The following is a 17,633-nucleotide window of genomic DNA, read 5'->3' as shown; positions in this document are numbered from 1 at the left end:
ATGGTTCTTATTCATTACTTAAAAAAATAAAACTATACGATACTTTGCAAGTTTTTTGGTTAAGCTGATGGTGAAAATTCATGATGATTAAAAAAATTGAGATTGGATGCAGATGATTGTTAAGTATTTAAAGAAATTACCTTTCTATGAAAAACACTGGTTTCAATTTGTTTTATTTGTACTTCGACGCTTTGAAGCAGACCGCTGTCGCGAACAGGCAGGTTCCCTGACCTACACTACCCTGTTTGCGGTGGTGCCGATGCTGACGGTTTTTCTGGTAATTATCTCTTCCATTAAAGCGCTGGAACCTGCGCGGCAGCAATTGCAACAACTGATCTATAGTAATTTTTTACCCAAAACTACAATTGCCTTTGATAAGGCCCTGAATGCCTTTACCGATAAATCCAGCAATCTCACCATCATTGGTATTCTGTTCTTGTTTGTGACGACAGTATTGATGCTCAGCAGTATCGAAACGGTGTTTAACCGCATTTGGCGCGTGACTGAAACGCGGGGCGGAATTATGGGCTTTATGCGTTACTGGACCATCATTTCGCTCGGGCCGATTTTACTCGGCAGTGCATTTGTGATTTCTTCGACCGTGGCATCCATGAGCATTCTTAGCAATAACTTTGCCGGTTATGAGCTTGATGGCGCTTTTGTCCTCTGGGCGATTTCCTTTTCTTTGACTGTACTCGGATTTTTCATTTTGAACTGGACCATCCCGAATCGCAGTGTACCGCTTAAATCTGCCTTTATTGCCGGTCTATTTAGTGCCGTGGTGTTTGAGCTGCTGAAAAATCTGTTTGGCTATATCATGTCAAACTTTACCAGCTATGAGATCGTCTATGGTGCCTTCGCCGCCGTGCCGATTTTCCTGCTCTGGATTTATCTGTCGTGGATCATTGTGTTATTGGGGGTTGAAATTAGTTATGCCCTGACGGCGTTTGAATCTGGGCAGGACAATAAACGCCATCCCATCGTCATGCTGCTAGATCTGTTAGAACTCTTTTATAAAAAACAGAAAACCGGTGAAAGCATCAGTGAAGCACAAGCGCTTGAAGTGCTGGGCCGAGATGAAATTGGCCGCTGGCCGAGCTATGTCGCCATGTTTGAAAAGCAGAATCTAATCAAACGCACCGATGAGAATGAATATGTGCTGGTTCGCGATCTGGATCAGGTCAGCTTCTGGAATTTTTATCTGCAATTACCCTATCCACTGCCACGCAAAAACCATCTCACCAATGCCCAGACTGATGACATCTGGATGCAAAATTTCTCACCTAGATTACAGGAAACCGATCAATATCTGGAAGAAAAACTCAATTTTCCATTGTCCGAACTGTTCCGACATAAATAAAAAAATCCTCTCGCTTGAGAGGATTTTTTTTAACTGATAGCGGTAGATTTCCAGCAGACTATAGCGCCTGCAGTCACCAAACCCGTCCCGATCCAAAAACTGAGTTCGGGTCTGACATCCAGAATCAGCATTGACATGACCGAAGAAAGAATCGGCATAAAATAGGTGGCTAAAATCAGCACCTTGATATTGCCGAACTGCATACTCTGATTCCAGTTACTATAGGCGATGCCAATCAGACTACCCACCACTGCAATTCCCAACCATAGCTTGAATGTGGGCATGATAAAAGGTTCGTTTAATCCTAAATGTAAGAACCATAAGCTAATTACAGCGACCAAAAAGAAAATCGGTACACCATTTTGTCCGCGGCCATAGGTCCTAGTTAGAACGCAGTAGCAAGGCCATAACAAAGCGCCGAGAAAGGCAAAGCCATAAGCCCAAGGATTTTCAGCTAAAACCTGCATAAACTTCGGCAGATTAGTGATTTCTGGATTGACCACCAGCATCAGTCCTATTACGGCGAGCAGAAAGCCTGGAATCACCCAGAGGCGGGCCTGCAACTGTCGGGCAAAAATCGAAAAAACAATCATCAAGGGTGGCCACAGATAATTGATCATGGCAATCAGCATCACCTGTTCACGATTATCCGACCATGCCACAGCAACCAGAAATAGAATCTCATAAGCCACAAATAAAGCGCCACAACCGAGCAGATAACGCTTGGACATTTGCGTGATTTTTGGAAAGCCGGTGAACGCAAAAATCGCCAGACTGCTAAAACTATAAATTAAAGCAATCCCCTGCACTGCACTGGTGGATTCAGTAATCAGTTTCACTACGGCGACCAGACTGGCCCAGATCAGAATAGAAGACAGACCAATCCAGGTCGCTAAATTTACAGACCAGATTTTCATGCTTGCTCTTGAATGCTTTTATTGATATTCGGTTTTTTCAGCCATCCCTGCAAACTCACCAGAATCACACCCAGCATGACCATACAGGTGCCGATAATAAAATTGATTTCGATATGTTCATCCAGAATCAGTACGCCGAACAGCATGCCGAATACAGGGGTCAAAAAGGAAAATACCCCCAACCGTGATGCCAGATAATGTTTCAGCATCCAGAACCAGATCAGATAACTGGCAAAGGAAATCAGTACGGTATGAAAAATCAGACTGGAAATAGACAACACCGTCCATTGAATAGCTGCTTGCCCAGTCAGAACAGCCAGAGGCAATAACAGGATTCCACCCATCAATAATTGATAGAACAAAGTCTGGGTTGCAGGTGCCGGCTCAGACGTACACTGACTGTAGTGGCTGCCCAGAATACGCCGCCAAGCAAGGCCAGAAAATCTCCCCACAAGGCATCAGTCTGTAGACCTGACCCCGTTTGTGGACGTAACAGAAAACTGACTACAATTCCGCTAAAGGCGAGAAATATTCCGCCCCATTGCACAGCAGACAAACGCTCTGCCGGCAATTTCCAGTGCAAACCCAAAGCCACAAAAATCGGTGCGGTATAGAGTAAAACAATCGTATGCGAGGCTGAGGTATAACGCAGTGCCTCACCAATCAGATAGAATTCGGTTGCAAACAACACACCGACCAGCAATCCTGCAGGTAAATAGCGTGCATTCCACAGTTGACGGCGTACGCTTTGCTGAATCAAGGGATAAACCATCAGCGCAGACAAGGCTGAACGCAAGGCAATTTGCATCAGGGCTGAAATATCATTCGCGGCCCACTTCAGTACCACCTGTTGTAAACCCCACAACATACACAATACAAACATGATGGCAGATGCTTTGGCATCTAATGCCTGACGCTGGCTCACATACGGTCCTGTTGCTCATTTGGAAGGTACACTATAAAAGTGTCAGAAATAAAAGATATACTTCAAAACAGACAAATGATGGTGTTATTCAGGCAATTTCGGTGATGCATAAAAAAATCCAAGCAGATTCAGCTTCGCTCAAGCAACTTCCGACCCATGATCTGATTAAAGCACCTCTGTGGATCAGCTTCAGGGAGGATCCTGCGCAATCTGTTTATCCGCTACATGGCCATGCCTGGGGAGAATTTGTCTATGCTTTTCATGGAGTGATGGAAGTGAATATTAATCATATAAATTATGTGACGCCTTCACCTCACGGCATCTGGCTCCCACCGAATTTAGAGCATCGTGGTCTGAACCGTACCGCAGTTTCTCATGGCACTCTGTATGTGCATGAATCACTTTGTAGCCAACTGCCCACTCAACCGGGCATCCTGCTCAGCGCCCCCTTGGTCACTGCTTTATTTACCCACCTGAAACAACTACATCAGCAAGACCATCCAGCATTCGAGGATTCAGCTGAATATCAACGTCTGCTACAGGTACTGCTCGATCAGCTCCAGCAAGCCCAACTGGTCAGCAGTTATCTACCGCATTCAGAACATGTACTGCTGAAACAGATTTTAGATTATTTACATCAGCATCCGGCAGATCAGAGCTCGCTGCGGCAACTGGCCGAACGCGTCAATTTAACCGAGCGGACGCTAGCGCGATATAGCCAGAAAGAACTGGGAATGTCACTGCATGAATGGCGGCAACGCCTGAAAGTGATGCAGGCCATGTCTTTATTAAATGCAGGTCATAGCGTTGAAAGCATCGCCTTTGATCTGGGCTATGCCAATGCCTCGGCATTTATCAACATGTTTAAACGCTGGATGGGAAGCACCCCAGATCAATTTCGCAAACGTTATACTGTTAATGATTAAAATTATGCCTATGAAAAAGGAGCCAATAGGCTCCTTTGATTCAAAATCTTGGTTATTTCACAAAAGTCGTCCAGACATAATCCTGAGACTGCCCTTTGAGGGTCATTTTCAGTTGATCGCCTGAATGCAATGCTGCAACACCTGCCGGGGTACCGGTCATCACCACATCCCCTTCTTCCAAAGTAAAGACCTGACTGATGTCAGCCAGCAAGGTCGCAATATCAAAAATCAATAAAGCAGTATCACCTTTTTGACGCAGCTCATCATTGACTTGCAGTGTGTAATGCACATCTTTCCAGTCAGTGACTACATCGGCGACAGGTACCCAATCCGACAACAGACAAGAGCCATCAAAGGCTTTGGCACGTTCCCAAGGCTGGCCTTTTTTCTTGAGATCATCCTGTAAATCACGCAAAGTTAAGTCCAGACCTAAAGTCACCGCACCCACAGCTTCAAGTGCTTTCACAGGATCGCTTTCTTTGCTTAAAGTCCGGTCAATACGCAAGCTGAGTTCACATTCATAATGACAATTGCCCCATTCCGGATTCCACTCAATGCCTGCTTCGAGCGAACTTAAGGCACTCGGTGGCTTGATAAATAATACCGGACGATCAGGGATCGCATTGCCGAGTTCTTTGGCATGATCGGCATAACTGCGACCCACACAAACGATTTTGGATGGACGTGTGCTCATGATCAAAACTTCCCTTTTCCTTTTATAGATATCTGAATTATTTTTTAAATGTATGCTCGAACATACTCTGTTCAGTGCCGTCCTTAAATGCACGCTTCGGCACAATAACCACGGTACGGTTTTTCAATTCCAGCATATAAGTCAGTTTACCAACAGCAAAATTCTGCACTTCGCTATATGGCACCAGCTTGCTACGATCATTGGTAAAAATTTCCGCATAGTCCTGATACAAATCAATACCCTGTTCGCTTTTACCAAACTGATATTTAACAAACTGGCGTTTAAACATCATCGGCAGGAACCAGTAACGCATGATGCCTTGCAGGATCAGGAAGAATGCACCCAAAGCCACGTAATAACGTCCAACGCCATCAAAGCCCATCGAGAAACCCCAGATGATGATCCCGATACTGACCAAAGGGGTCAGAAAACGTGAAATCTGCTTTTTGCCAAAAGTCGCCAGGGCAAAACCATCCTGAGATTCTTCTAAAGTCAGAAAATAACGGGTCGATAAAGTCGGTGCTGACTCAGTCATAGCATCACATCAAAAATAAAATCTTGCCCAATACTATACCAAAATATCCATAGCGCTTATGGCCTGTCGCATCAATTACATAACTTTGCTTTGGAAATACGTACATTTGGTTTTAAATAAACAGCAATTAAAACAAAAAATACGCAACAGGATGTTGAATGAAAGAATTAAAGCAATGCATGCTCATCGGTGTTTGTTTGGCAGTTTCTGTCCCAGCACTGGCCAAGATTATTCCCTGGAATGCCGAAATACCAAGCAGTCTGAGTGCTTATCAGGGCAATGCCCAGCAACTGGCAGAATTAACCGGCGAGCGGATTCTGATTTATGCGCATCCAACCAGTAAAACCCAGCTTCCCACCTTAAACAGTAATGCAGCCAGCAAGACACAGTTTTATAGTGCGGCTGTAGTATTGCCTGTGGCTGAAGCTCAGGTTGAAAAATTGCTGCAACATTATCCGAATTATGTCGGTCTGTTTCCGACCTTAAAGTCGGCCAAAGTGCTGGAGCAGCAGGGTTCGATTCAGCAGGTTAAATATCAGGTTCATATCCCGACCCTGATTCCAGTCTTGAACTTTAAAGAAACCGTAGTGATGCAGCATCATCTGGGTGAAAACAGCATCAGCACCTTAATTATTGATGCGCCAATTCTCTATGGTGCAGGAAAACTGGAGTGGTTTGCACTGGGTCCGCATAGAACGCTGGTGACTGTCACCCAATGGGGCGACCTGAACCAGCCCAAAGGCTTTTTATTCAGTAAAATCCTGAATGCGCTACCTGAAGCCAAACTCGGCATTCCGCCGAGTACCAATGCATTTCTGCTGGAAGCACTACAACAACGCTTTAAAATCGAGCATACAGCAGCACTAGCAACTCCGATTCCGCAACTTAGATTCAACCCTCAACAGCTACAAAAAATTGCCCAGATCAGCCAAAAGTCTGGTCAACCGGTCAGTTTCATTTTTCCGAACTATCAGATTAAAGAAGGAAAAGCCTCAGAAAATTTAAGATTTAGCAGCACCTATCAATATTTTGCGCATCCAGTCGAAAAATTGCTGCCGTGGTTGGCTGCTGAAGCAACCCAGCAACTTTTCCCCCGGCAGATCAAGAAGGTCGAACTTAATCCAGTCAATACCCAAAGTGTGGATGCCAACTATAAGGTTTCGGTGGGTTTAGGGGTGATTCAGATTCCATTTAACTTCAAGATGCGTTTTTACCAGCTTGATTCCCTGCAAAACCAGTTCAATGCCAATGGCGGCGACTTGAAGTTTGTGAAAGGTGGCATGCGCTTATTGCCGCAGTCACAAGGTACCTTATTTCAAATTACCAGCAGCATGAAGATTCACGATCAGGCGCCATTCTTATTAAGAGCTATGCGCAGCATGCCCTATCACGATGTTTTACCTGCGGTAGGTGGCAATACCGTTTATGCACTGAAAGTTCAGCAAAAATTAAGATAAGAAGGATGCAGAGAGTTATTGGTTTTTTATATGAAAAATTCACACACATTCCAGACACAAAAAAACCGCATTAATGTGCGGTTTTTTCAGATTTTTTATCAAGATTGGTGCGCTCAGAGAGATTCGAACTCCCGACCCCTTAGTTCGTAGCCAAGTGCTCTATCCAGCTGAGCTATGAGCGCGACGTCTTGATGGGGTGCATTATACGAGCTTTTTCAGTCTTGTTAAGTGTTTTTTAATAAAATCACAACTGAATGTACAGTAATTAAACGATGCAGCAATATTTATAGTTTTCTGCTGAAAACTTCTACGGATTTAGAGCTAAAAGCACTTAATTAATTCAACCAAGAAGCCGGATTTTCCAAAAAATTCCAGCACTACGCAATGGGTCAACCTTAAGTATTCTCAACCAGGTATCCAGCCAGAATAGAATTCGAATATAAAACAATCGTCACCCTTGTACGCTTTATCACTCGCCTATTGTTCCAGTCTTTAATGCTCCTGCCCTTTGATAATGCGTAAACACAATACCATTTGAGCTGGCCAGGTGATCTATCAATTGAAAAGCAGCGGGTATTGATTCATGACTAAACAGGCGTTTGCCAACACCCAGAATGATTGGAAAAGTCAGCAGACGAAGTTCATCCACAAGCTCATATTTAAAAAGCGCCTGTACCACTGCAGCACTGCCATAAACTCGAATATCCCCCTCTCCTGATGCTTTAAGCTTGATTACCTCATCAATGGCTTTTCAGAAAAAGGGTATTTTGCCAGTCGGAATCCTCCAGACTGGTAGAAAGGACATATTTATTGACGTCATTAATTCCCAACCAGTCTTCAGTATGTGTGAGCCAGTAAGATTCAAAAATCTGAAAAGTATGTTTCCCTAAAAGAATATCGGAGGGCTGCATCCATTTTTGCATAATGACATCAAATGCCGGATCAGGTTCCGCATTAAAATACGGCGCCACCCAGCCACCATATTGAAAGCCACCAGATATATCTTCTTCTGGGCCGCCGGGCCCCTGCATCACGCCATCGAGGGTCAAAAACTCCTGGACAATGATTTTTCTCATCACGACTGCCTTTATTTTTATTCACTCGCCTGAGACTTATTTTTAGCATGTAATGTCTGGTGTTTCTGTAAATTTTAGACACAAAAAAACCGCAACATGTGCGGTTAATTGTTCAAGTTGGTGCGCTCAGAGAGATTCGAACTCCCGACCCCTTAGTTCGTAGCCAAGTGCTCTATCCAGCTGAGCTATGAGCGCGTAACTTGTGTGCCTAGGTTGGCAATACGTTTTTTTGCTTAACTTACTTGGTGCGCTCAGAGAGATTCGAACTCCCGACCCCTTAGTTCGTAGCCAAGTGCTCTATCCAGCTGAGCTATGAGCGCGCGACATAAGTAAGCGTGGCGGTGAGAGAGGGATTCGAACCCTCGATACAGTTACCCGTATGCGTCCTTAGCAGGGACGTGGTTTCAGCCACTCACCCATCTCACCGTAACGTGCGGCCATAATACAAATTTCGGCATGGCACTGCAAGCGCAGCATCAAAAAAAAGTGCATATTTTTGCTCGTTTAAATACTTTTTAAGCAATTCCTCGATTTTTCGTGCATTTTGATGGCAAAAAAACTGCATAAATTTCCAGTTATCGAAAATTAACAGAAAATTGAAAACTTAAATGGATTATTGCAATCATTTACGTGCAGTCTGCGCACACATGTTTTATGCTAAACCTATCTCCTAAGATAAATTTAAAGACATGATGAAAAACTGGGTCGATCCTGAAGCAAAAGCTGAAGCCGAACGTTATGACAACCCTATCCCTAGCCGCACGCTCATTTTAGAAACCATCGAAAAGAACAATGCCCAGTCCCATGCAGACCTGGTCGAACATTTTGAAATTGCAGATCAAAAAAGTATTGATGCCCTAAGCCATCGTTTAATTGCGATGGTGCGTGACGGGCAACTGATGAAAGACGGCTACAAGTTTCAGATTGCCGTCGAGCAACCTGAATCCGAAGCGACGGTTTATATCAATTCCCGGGGGATGGGAACTGCCAACATTTCCGGCCAGGACGACTTATTATTGGCTGAGCGTGAACTGCGCCTGGTCTTTAATGGTGACCGCGTTAAAGTGCGTCAGACTTCGGTAGACCGTAAAGGTAAAGCCTGGGGCTATATTACTGAAGTTGTGCAGCATCGTGTCAAACAGATCATTGGTAAAGTGTCAGAATATGATGGTGAATACTTTATCCAGCCAGCCAACCCAAATGCGCATCAGCCAATCACCCTTGAAAAAGAACTGATCGAACATGCCCAGGCTAATCTGGGTGACTCTATTCGTGTGGCGATTGATACCTATCCGACCCGTGAAGAATTCGCGACTGGACATATTGTGCAGTCCATGGCAGACAAGGCCGATACTGAAATCATTATTCCACAAACCATTTTAGAATATGGTTTGCCTTATGAATTCCCGGAAGAAGTGGTTAAAGAAGCCGAGAGCTTTAAAGAGCCAACGGCCAAAGACCGTGAAGGTCGTGTGGATCTACGTGATTTAGCCTTGGTCACCATTGATGGTGAAGATGCACGTGACTTCGATGATGCGGTTTATGCCGAAAAACGTCCGGGTGGTGGCTATCGTGTGGTCGTGGCCATTGCCGATGTCAGCCATTATGTACGTCCAGGCAAACCGCTAGATGATGAAGCGCAGGAACGCGGGACGTCAGTCTACTTCCCGCACTTCGTTTTACCGATGCTGCCTGAAGCATTGTCGAATGGCCTGTGTTCGTTAAATCCGAACGTTGACCGCCTATGTATGGTCTGTGATTTAAAACTGTCACGTGCTGGCCGAGTCACCGGTTTTGAGTTCTATCCGTCTGTCATGCATTCCAAGGCACGTTTGACCTATGATCAGGTCGCACAGTATCTGGAAGGCGACAGCCAGGCGATTACCGAAGACCGTGAAGTTCGCAAGTCGATCAACACCCTGTTCCAGCTTTATCAAGTTCTTAAAGGTTTACGTGCTGAACGTCATGCCATGGAATTTGAAACCGTTGAAACTTACATGACCTTCGACGAACTAGGCGGAATTAAAGAAATTTTGCCGCGTAGCCGTAATGATGCACATAAGCTGATTGAAGAATGTATGTTGTTGGCCAACGTCGCAGCCGCAGAATATGCATTGAAAAATGAAATGCCAATGTTGTACCGTGTGCATGAGCCACCAGAGTTCTCACGTATCCAGAAAGTCCGTGACTTCGTCAAGCTGCTGGGTTTGAATTTCCCGGAACAGCCGACTCAGAAAGATTATCAGGCGGTGATTGAAGCGACCAAAGAACGGATTGATGCACCAAGTATTCATGCGGTGTTATTACGCTCCATGATGCAGGCTTACTATGGTGCGAGTAATGCAGGCCATTATGGTCTGGCTTATGAAGCCTATACACATTTCACTTCACCAATTCGCCGTTATCCGGATCTGTTATTGCATCGTGCAATCAAAGCACATTTAAATAACAAGCCATCTCCACTTTCAGGTGGTGCTTTAGATGAAGCTGGTGACCATTTCTCTGCCACAGAACGTCGTGCAGATGAAGCATCACGCTCGGTAACGACCTGGTTGAAATGCCATTATATGCAGCAGCATCTGGGTGAAGAATTTGTCGGCATTATTAGTGCAACGGCAGAATTTGGCCTGTTTGTCACGCTAAAAGACCTGTATGTCGATGGTATGGTGCATGTCAGCCAGCTAGGCGATGACTTCTTTGTCTTTGATCAAAGCAGCCAGAATCTGATCGGCCAGAACCGTGGTCAGGTCTTTGGTCTGGGCGATGAAGTCAAAATCAAGGTTGCCGGTGTCAATCTGGAAGAACGTAAGATCGATTTTGAACTGGTGCAACAACTCAGTCATGCCGGCCGTGCAGTTCGTGCCCGTGCACCGCGCGTGAGTGAGAAAAAACCAGTATCACGTCCAGCAGCGACAGAAGAAGTGTTTGGCAATAATGAACGTGAATCTAAATCCAACTTGAGCGCCGATGGAGAACAACCCATACGACGCAAAAAAGGAAAAGGAAAACCCAGCTCTTACAGTAAAAAGTCTGCTAAACCATCTGCAGGAAAGTCTGAAGCAAAGGTTAAAGATAAAGTAAAGAAAAAGGCCAAGGTCAAAAAGAAAAAGTCGAATGCAAAAGCCAAGACTGAATAATTTTTGATGGTTTAAAAAGAGCGCTACGGCGCTCTTTTTTTCTTTTAAACCTTATCCAGAATAAATACGATTAGAGTAAAAATACTTACCGCATCGAATCATCAACTTAGATCAGTCTGATCAGGTACCTTCCCTATTTCTAAACAAAACTGACAGGAAAACTGCCTCCTATTTTGATCTACACTCAAGCAGTGAAATTCAAAAATCTGCAAAGACATATTTCCTATTTCTTTGAAACAGACTATGGAATTCTGCCTATTCTTAAACTATCTGTTTCGGAGTTTCAGCGAGCAACACCAATCAGTTGAACTATAACTCAACATTAGTAAAAGTAGCTTGGACATCATTGTGAACGAGATTGAATAAATCTCGATACCTCCTGCTTCAGAATAAATCACCGGTCAAGCTTGATTTCTCGATCAAGAAGCCTTACTTCTAGAACTAACACTGAAAATTAATTTGGCAGACCGACATGACTTTAGAAAAGGCAACTTTGCCTGTTCCGCAATTTGATCAGATTACGCTGGCTGAGCTAAAACAAAAAATTGAAAGCTGTATCGCTGAAGGGCAAAAGTTCCTGAATGAACTTACCGAAACACCTACTTCAGTACAGGAGCAGCTGGCTACTCTGGAACATGTCGACACGCTTGAAAACAATATGAGTGAGTCTTGGGGCATCCTGTCACATTTAAATGCCGTGATGAACAATGCCGAAACCCGTGATGTCTATCAAGCACTCTTACCGGGTCTTAGCGAATACTATACGCAACTGGGTCAACATACGGCGCTCTATCAGACCTATCAGCATATTTATGATGCGTCGATTTATAATGAACTGCCGGCAGCGCAGCGAAGCGCCATTAAACTGGCCTTACGTGATTTCAAACTGTCTGGGGTGGCATTAGAGGGTGAAGCGAAAAAACGTTATGCGGAAATTTCGGCTCGTCTGTCCCAATTATCATCCGACTTCTCCAACCATGTGCTAGATGCGACTCAGGCCTATTTCAGACCGCTGAATGAAGATGAGTTAGCGGGTCTATCTTCAAATAATATTGAGCTGTTAAAACAATATGGTCAGCAACGTGAGCTGGATCAACCGGTGGCTACGCTGGATTTCCCGTCTTATCTGGCGATCATGACCCATTCAGAAAATCGCCCTCTGCGTGAAGAACTCTATAAAGCTTATACCACGCGTGCGTCAGATCAGGCTGAACAGAGCGAGTTTGACAATACTGCACTGATCGAAGAAATTCTCAGTTTGCGTCTGGAAATGGCAAAACTGCTTGGCTTTAATAATTATGCGGAATTGTCCTTAGCCAGCAAAATGGCACCAAGTGTAGAGGCCGTAGACGAATTCTTGCGTGATCTGGCAGAGCATGCCCGCGCGCCAGCAGAGAAAGAAATTGCAGAACTGAAAGCGATTGCTGCTGAAGATGGCATCCGTGATCTGCAACCGTGGGACAGTGGCTATTATTCTGAAAAGCTGAAAATGCAGCAATTTAATTTGTCACAGGAAGTGCTTAAACCTTACTTCCCTGCACCAAAAATCCTGCAAGGCCTGTTCAGTATTGTGAATCGTCTGTATGGCATTCAAGTCATTGAACGTGAAGCGCCTGTCTGGCATCCAGATGCACGTTATTTTGAATTAGAAGATCAGGGTCAGGTGATTGGCGGTTTCTATTTTGACCTGTATGCACGTCAAGGCAAACGTGGCGGTGCATGGATGAGCGGTTTCCGTTCCCGTATGCAGACCAGTGATGGCTTGCAAAAACCGATTTGTTATATGGTCGGTAACTTTACTCCACCCGTCGGCAATCGCCCTGCACTCTTGACCCATGATGAAGTCATCACCTTGTTCCATGAATTTGGTCATGGCCTGCATCATATGCTGACAGAAGTGGACAATATTGCGGTAGCAGGTACCCATGGCGTGGCTTGGGATGCGGTCGAACTGCCAAGCCAGTTTATGGAATTCTGGGCCTGGGATCAGGAAAGTCTGGATCTGCTCAGCGAGCACATTGAAACTCAAGAATCCTTGCCGGCAGAGTTGCTGAAAGCCCTGCTCGATGCACGTTTCTTCCAGTCTGGCATGCAAACCCTGCGTCAGCTTGAATTTGCCCTGTTTGACCTGAGTATTCACCGAGCCAATCCGGCTTTAAATGCAACACAGGTTCAGGCTACTCTGAATGAGATCCGTGAAAAGCATGCGGTCCTACCGACCACCGACTATAACCGTTTCCAGCACAGCTTCAGTCACATTTTTGCCGGTGGTTATGCAGCAGGATATTATTCCTATAAATGGGCCGAAGTTTTGGCCAGTGATGCCTTCGACCGCTTTGAAGATGAAGGTATTTTTAATACCACTACCGGAAAGCAGTTTCGGGAAAATATCCTCGCAGTTGGCGGAAAAGACACAGCACTTGACGCATTTATCAATTTCCGCGGACGCGAGCCAAAAATAGATGCGTTGCTGCGTCATCAAGGTTGGACGAACCCCTCTAAAAACGCTTAAACTAGCTTTTTAAGTTGATCACAAGGTGAGTATGATGACCATTAAACGTCGTTTCATTGCAGGCGCAAAATGTCCAAAATGTCAGGCGTTAGATCGCGTCGTCATGCTGACCTCTGGTGAAGATGAATGGATCGAATGTATTGAATGTGGTTATGAAGAAAATCGTCCCACACATGTTGATCAACCAGAAACACCAGCTGTTCCAGATGAAGTTGGCGTGATTCAGTTTAAACCTCGTTCAGTAAAATAAAAATCAAGGTTCAAGCTATGTCAGTAGAACAAAGAAATAACCCCAAACTTTTAATGGGGATTATGGGGGCTTTAGTTACTGTCGTTGCATTGGTATTGCTATATCAGTGGTTGAATGCCTTTTCCGGTGAAGCGGAACGCATACATCAGGAAGATATCGCGGCTGTTCCGGCAGCAAAACCTGCGGCGAAAACTGAAGAAGATACGGCGGCAGCGAAAGCACCTGAGACGATCGAAGCTAAAGCACTGGTATCAAATCAGCTGTTAGATGCACCAGTGCCGGAGAATGCCAGTTTGGCCAAAGAAGAAGTGGCTAAATTAGATGACATCCAAGTTCAGCTCAATGAACAAAAAGCCACACTGGATGCGCAGCATAGCGATGCCGACCAGTTGATCCAACTGAAAGAGGAACAGATCAAGTTACTTGAAGCACAACTTGCTCAAAGCCAGTAAATCTCGACAGCATTTCAGCTAGAATATCGTCAGATCTTCTAGCTCAGTTGTTTCCATGTCTGCCCCAGCCGCTCCGCATCTGCTTAAAGCCATTCTGTTACTGACCTGCTCTGCTTTTCTCTTTTCAGTCATGGGCGTCTGTATCCGTTATGCCTCAACAACAGTTGATAATGCTACCGTGGTCTTCTTTCGCAATTTTGTTGGGCTGTTTATTTTCCTGCCTTTCATTTTCAATAAAGGCATTGGTTTTTTCAAAACTGAAAAACTATGGATGCACACTTGGCGCGCAGTGGTCGGCCTGACTGCCATGTACGGCTTTTTCTATGCAATTGCTCATTTAAAACTCTCCAATGCTATGGTCTTTACCTACTCTTCCCCGATTTTTATTCCGCTGATTGCCTGGCTATTTCTCAAGGAAAAAATCACCACAAGCATGTTAGCCGCAGCTCTGATTGGTTTCATCGGCGTACTCTGTGTCGCCAAACCAGATTCGGGTCTAATTAACCTGATGTCGGTCATTGGTTTGAGTGCCAGCTTTCTGGCGGCGATGGCCTTTGTCACGGTTCGGGCACTGACCAAAACCGATTCTCCGGAAAAAATCGTGTTTTATTTCTGCTTTATTGGCACCCTGATTTCAGTGATTCCGATGTTCTGGCTATGGCGACCTTATACCCTGACAGAACTCAGCTATCTGATTACTGCCGGCATCCTGGCCAATTTCAGCCAACTGTTTATGTCAAATGCCTACAAGCTGGCTCCGGCAGGACAGATTGGACCGGTCAACTATGTGGCGATTTTCTTTGCCGGCATCTGGGGCTTTCTGTTCTGGCAGGAAGTTCCGGACCTCTATAGCGTGATTGGGCTGGGGCTGATTTTCTGTGCGATTCTATTGTGTAGCCCGATCCTACAAAAGCGCCTGAATTCATCCAAAATTTGATTAACGAATTTAAATCAAATAAATAAAAAAGCACCCGAAAGTGCTTTTTTATTGCTTTTCTTTTATTGATACCAGCCGAACAGCTTAAACATATAAGGCACATAGGCAATGATCAGCATCGCAGGCAGCAATACTATCATCGGCAAAATCCAGCGTTCATAACGGTAGTAGAAAGACAAGTGTCGTACTTCTGCATCCGCCTCGGCCACTTCGGCATCGCCAATCGACTGTCTGGCCAGCAGATGATTTAGCGCAACCGGTGGCGTCACATAACCCAGCTCAAAACCAATCAGGGTAATCATCCAGAAATGTACTGGATGAATGCCGTATTGATAGGCCACTGGAGCCACGGTCGCCGAGATCAGAATCACCGCGCCAAATGGATCCATGATCATCCCGACAAAAATCATCAAGCCGACAATCAGGGAAATCACCAGAATGGTACTGCTGATGTCGGTCGGGAAGGCTTCCATAATTTCAATACGTTCCAGCAAGCCACCCACACTCACCGAAAGTGCCATCAGAATGACCAAGGCACCAATATGGCCCACCGTCTCACTGGTCGAAATATGCATAGACTTCCAGAAACCGACATTACGCAAAATTTCAGTCGCTTTTGAACGCTGCACAGTATGATCAACAGCCAATTCTTTGCCTGGTTGTTCACTATGTTCAGCCTCACGATATTCTGCATTGGCTGCGGCACCGGCTGTCGCCAGTTCAGGTGCCGATCTTGAGTTTAAAGTTGCGGTCAAAGTTTCATCCCAATGCCCCACTGCCGGCAACGGCGCAGGTTCATGACGCAACTTGTCGAACAAGACAATCATCAGCAGAATGACTGGCATCATCACTGGTGCGGTAAATTCATTCAGGTCAGTCGACAAGGCATATTTATAGAATAACCAGATCAGAATGAAAATCACGATATATGGAATAATCGCAATGAAGGCGCGACCGGATTGAGGAGCAGCCACGATAGGTGCAGCAATCCGGAATTTGTTTTCTGCAAAGAACAGGGAAATTACCAGGAATAAAGTCGAACTGAGCAGGAAGACATAAATCCCGTAGTGATAGAGTAAGTCGGTGGTCACTTCTTTATTCAGTGATGCCACCACGACAATCAGCAAGCAAGGACGTAAAACCACGCCCAGTGAACCAGACATTGCAGTGGCGGCCAATGCAAACTGACGGCGTCCGCCCGCATTCCAGACTTCCTTATAAATAATCGCACCTGCGGCAATTACGAAAATCCCTGATGCTCCGGTATAGGCGGTCGGTAATGCAGCTGCCAGCAAGATTAACCAGGTCAGGGTTTCAGGGGCCAGATTCCATGGACGCAGAATATTCAGGAACATGTCCACGACACGGGTCTGTTTCAGCAACATACCGGCCCAGATAAACAAGGCCAGATTTAGGAAAATACTGGAAAACTCTACCAATTGACCGAGGTAAATCCCCTGTCCCATTGGATAGTCCATAAAGAAGGTGAAATTTATTCCGGTGGTAATAGCCATATAGGCATATAGCGGTACACTCAGAAAGGCCAGACCAAAACTGCCGCCCTCACGCGTCGGTTTCGGTTGTTTGATCACCTGATACAGGCTGATCAAAGTGAGTGCGCTGAACAGAATCATCCACAACCAGTAAATGTACTTCATCTCCCCCATCGGCACGCCCGAGTTCAATACGGACTGATATTGGCTATAGGATGAAAATGCCAGGAAAGCATTAGCGACCAGCATGGCGACCGAATAAACTTTAAAGTCGATACGCGTGCTCGGGCTACGCAAGCCAATATGATGGGTTTTTAGAGTGGCACTGATCGCAGCAAAGACCACCATGATGACCAGAAGCAAAGCCCGGTTTTCCGTACCAAACTTGAAGATGCCAAAGAAAGAAGTTTCAAAGGTCCGATAAGCCCGAATACTTGGATGTGCTTGCACATGTTGAATGGCTTTATCATAAAACAGGTAGGATTCTTCACAGACCTGCTGTGCCTGTAACACCGCAGCACGGACATCCGCTTCCGAACGCACTCCGAAGAAATCGGCGTATTCATCGGCTGCATCGGCTTTCATCTGCTGCTGAACACGCTGATCGACATTGATATTGCGTTCACATTGTGGACGCGTCGGTTCAGCCCTTAAAAATGAATATTGCATTCCGGTTGCCGGATCGCCGTAAATACGCTCGCCCATACGCAGCAACTGGCCGTGAATCATTTCCCCGGTGCCAATAATCAAAGTGAGCAAAAGTAAAACCAGCACGACGAAGGTCGAGATCCACTCTGTCCATATATAACGCAACAGACCTAATCCTGATCTGTTTTGATCATCATTTTGCATGTGTATTCCTATTTTTATTTTAGCGGCCTGATGCTTGGTCTAGGACGCTGATCTTCCCTTCTGCCCCGAAAATTCCTTTTCAAAGGTCAGGATCTTTATTTTATGTTTTG

12 protein-coding genes, 4 tRNA genes and 2 pseudogenes are annotated in these 17,633 nt (G+C 45.3%); 8 read left to right on the top strand and 10 right to left on the bottom strand.

What is annotated here, in order from left to right:
• The first annotated feature begins 112 nt into the window (after positions 1–112).
• Positions 113–1,360 (top strand): YihY family inner membrane protein, encoded by a 1,248-nt coding sequence (locus Q9R24_RS05440; protein ID WP_004645086.1) that lies wholly within the window; start codon positions 113–115, stop codon positions 1,358–1,360.
• A gap of 29 nt (positions 1,361–1,389) precedes the next feature.
• Here Q9R24_RS05440 and yddG read toward each other — a convergent pair whose 3' ends face one another.
• Both yddG and Q9R24_RS05430 read right to left on the bottom strand, forming a co-directional pair.
• Positions 1,390–2,277, bottom strand: coding sequence for an aromatic amino acid DMT transporter YddG (yddG, locus tag Q9R24_RS05435; protein ID WP_311203866.1), 888 nt, complete (start codon positions 2,275–2,277; stop codon positions 1,390–1,392).
• A pseudogene (locus Q9R24_RS05430) lies at positions 2,274–3,202 on the bottom strand (DMT family transporter). Before Q9R24_RS05430 ends, yddG begins: the two are co-directional and overlap by 4 nt.
• Positions 3,203–3,306: 104 nt before the next feature.
• Between Q9R24_RS05430 and Q9R24_RS05425 the strand changes: the two are divergent.
• On the top strand, positions 3,307–4,128 hold the full coding sequence (locus Q9R24_RS05425; RefSeq protein WP_195725571.1) for a helix-turn-helix domain-containing protein: 822 nt from the start codon (positions 3,307–3,309) through the stop codon (positions 4,126–4,128).
• A gap of 52 nt (positions 4,129–4,180) precedes the next feature.
• On the opposite strand, the gene Q9R24_RS05420 is transcribed toward Q9R24_RS05425, so the two are convergent.
• Both Q9R24_RS05420 and Q9R24_RS05415 read right to left on the bottom strand, forming a co-directional pair.
• Entirely contained in the window at positions 4,181–4,822 is a 642-nt protein-coding gene (locus Q9R24_RS05420; RefSeq protein WP_005108618.1) for a fumarylacetoacetate hydrolase family protein, read from the bottom strand.
• A 37-nt stretch (positions 4,823–4,859) separates the two neighbouring features.
• Positions 4,860–5,357 (bottom strand): YcxB family protein, encoded by a 498-nt coding sequence (locus Q9R24_RS05415; RefSeq protein WP_004281456.1) that lies wholly within the window; start codon positions 5,355–5,357, stop codon positions 4,860–4,862.
• Between the two features lie 158 nt (positions 5,358–5,515).
• Here Q9R24_RS05415 and Q9R24_RS05410 point away from each other — a divergent pair, with 158 nt between their 5' ends.
• Positions 5,516–6,814, top strand: coding sequence for an SRPBCC family protein (locus Q9R24_RS05410; protein ID WP_311203865.1), 1,299 nt, complete (start codon positions 5,516–5,518; stop codon positions 6,812–6,814).
• Positions 6,815–6,919: 105 nt separating this feature from the next.
• On the opposite strand, the gene Q9R24_RS05405 is transcribed toward Q9R24_RS05410, so the two are convergent.
• The 5 genes and pseudogenes from Q9R24_RS05405 to Q9R24_RS05385 all read right to left on the bottom strand — a co-directional run bounded on the left by Q9R24_RS05405 (position 6,920) and on the right by Q9R24_RS05385 (position 8,316).
• Positions 6,920–6,996: transfer RNA gene (locus Q9R24_RS05405), tRNA-Arg, on the bottom strand.
• Positions 6,997–7,283: 287 nt separating this feature from the next.
• Positions 7,284–7,890, bottom strand: a pseudogene (locus Q9R24_RS05400) (dihydrofolate reductase family protein).
• A gap of 118 nt (positions 7,891–8,008) precedes the next feature.
• Positions 8,009–8,085, bottom strand: a tRNA-Arg gene (locus Q9R24_RS05395).
• Positions 8,086–8,133: 48 nt separating this feature from the next.
• A tRNA-Arg gene (locus Q9R24_RS05390) sits at positions 8,134–8,210 on the bottom strand.
• A 16-nt stretch (positions 8,211–8,226) separates the two neighbouring features.
• A tRNA-Ser gene (locus Q9R24_RS05385) sits at positions 8,227–8,316 on the bottom strand.
• Positions 8,317–8,579: 263 nt separating this feature from the next.
• Here Q9R24_RS05385 and rnr point away from each other — a divergent pair.
• From rnr to Q9R24_RS05360, 5 genes are all read left to right on the top strand, one after another.
• Entirely contained in the window at positions 8,580–11,027 is a 2,448-nt protein-coding gene (gene rnr / locus Q9R24_RS05380; protein WP_114541579.1) for a ribonuclease R, read from the top strand.
• 457 nt (positions 11,028–11,484) lie between these two features.
• Positions 11,485–13,539, top strand: a complete 2,055-nt coding sequence (locus tag Q9R24_RS05375; RefSeq protein ID WP_311203872.1) for a M3 family metallopeptidase — start codon at positions 11,485–11,487, stop codon at positions 13,537–13,539.
• 40 nt (positions 13,540–13,579) lie between these two features.
• The gene (locus tag Q9R24_RS05370; protein WP_171054337.1) at positions 13,580–13,789 is read left to right on the top strand and encodes a YheV family putative zinc ribbon protein; all 210 of its coding nucleotides are present in this window, start codon (positions 13,580–13,582) and stop codon (positions 13,787–13,789) included.
• Positions 13,790–13,806: 17 nt separating this feature from the next.
• Complete coding sequence (locus Q9R24_RS05365; RefSeq protein WP_071850861.1) at positions 13,807–14,241, top strand: hypothetical protein; 435 nt, start codon at positions 13,807–13,809, stop codon at positions 14,239–14,241.
• Positions 14,242–14,296: 55 nt separating this feature from the next.
• Positions 14,297–15,178 (top strand): DMT family transporter, encoded by an 882-nt coding sequence (locus tag Q9R24_RS05360; protein WP_311203864.1) that lies wholly within the window; start codon positions 14,297–14,299, stop codon positions 15,176–15,178.
• A gap of 62 nt (positions 15,179–15,240) precedes the next feature.
• On the opposite strand, the gene Q9R24_RS05355 is transcribed toward Q9R24_RS05360, so the two are convergent.
• Positions 15,241–17,523 (bottom strand): TRAP transporter large permease subunit, encoded by a 2,283-nt coding sequence (locus Q9R24_RS05355; protein ID WP_311203863.1) that lies wholly within the window; start codon positions 17,521–17,523, stop codon positions 15,241–15,243.
• Positions 17,524–17,633: the final 110 nt, after the last annotated feature.

It is taken from the genome of Acinetobacter sp. RRD8 (assembly GCF_031844225.1).
Classification (GTDB): Bacteria; Pseudomonadota; Gammaproteobacteria; order Pseudomonadales; family Moraxellaceae; genus Acinetobacter.
Note: the sequence above shows the minus strand (reverse complement) of the source record. Positions and strands in the feature narration are given on the sequence as shown.

Coding starts and splice junctions, on each gene's coding strand:
- Q9R24_RS05425 (WP_195725571.1), top strand. CDS start 3,307: ATGCATAAAAAAATCCAAGCAGATTCAGCTTCGCTCAAGCAACTTCCG.
- rnr (WP_114541579.1), top strand. CDS start 8,580: ATGATGAAAAACTGGGTCGATCCTGAAGCAAAAGCTGAAGCCGAACGT.
- Q9R24_RS05360 (WP_311203864.1), top strand. CDS start 14,297: ATGTCTGCCCCAGCCGCTCCGCATCTGCTTAAAGCCATTCTGTTACTG.
- yddG (WP_311203866.1), bottom strand. CDS start 2,277: ATGAAAATCTGGTCTGTAAATTTAGCGACCTGGATTGGTCTGTCTTCT.
- Q9R24_RS05365 (WP_071850861.1), top strand. CDS start 13,807: ATGTCAGTAGAACAAAGAAATAACCCCAAACTTTTAATGGGGATTATG.
- Q9R24_RS05415 (WP_004281456.1), bottom strand. CDS start 5,357: ATGACTGAGTCAGCACCGACTTTATCGACCCGTTATTTTCTGACTTTA.
- Q9R24_RS05420 (WP_005108618.1), bottom strand. CDS start 4,822: ATGAGCACACGTCCATCCAAAATCGTTTGTGTGGGTCGCAGTTATGCC.
- Q9R24_RS05410 (WP_311203865.1), top strand. CDS start 5,516: ATGAAAGAATTAAAGCAATGCATGCTCATCGGTGTTTGTTTGGCAGTT.
- Q9R24_RS05355 (WP_311203863.1), bottom strand. CDS start 17,523: ATGCAAAATGATGATCAAAACAGATCAGGATTAGGTCTGTTGCGTTAT.
- Q9R24_RS05440 (WP_004645086.1), top strand. CDS start 113: ATGATTGTTAAGTATTTAAAGAAATTACCTTTCTATGAAAAACACTGG.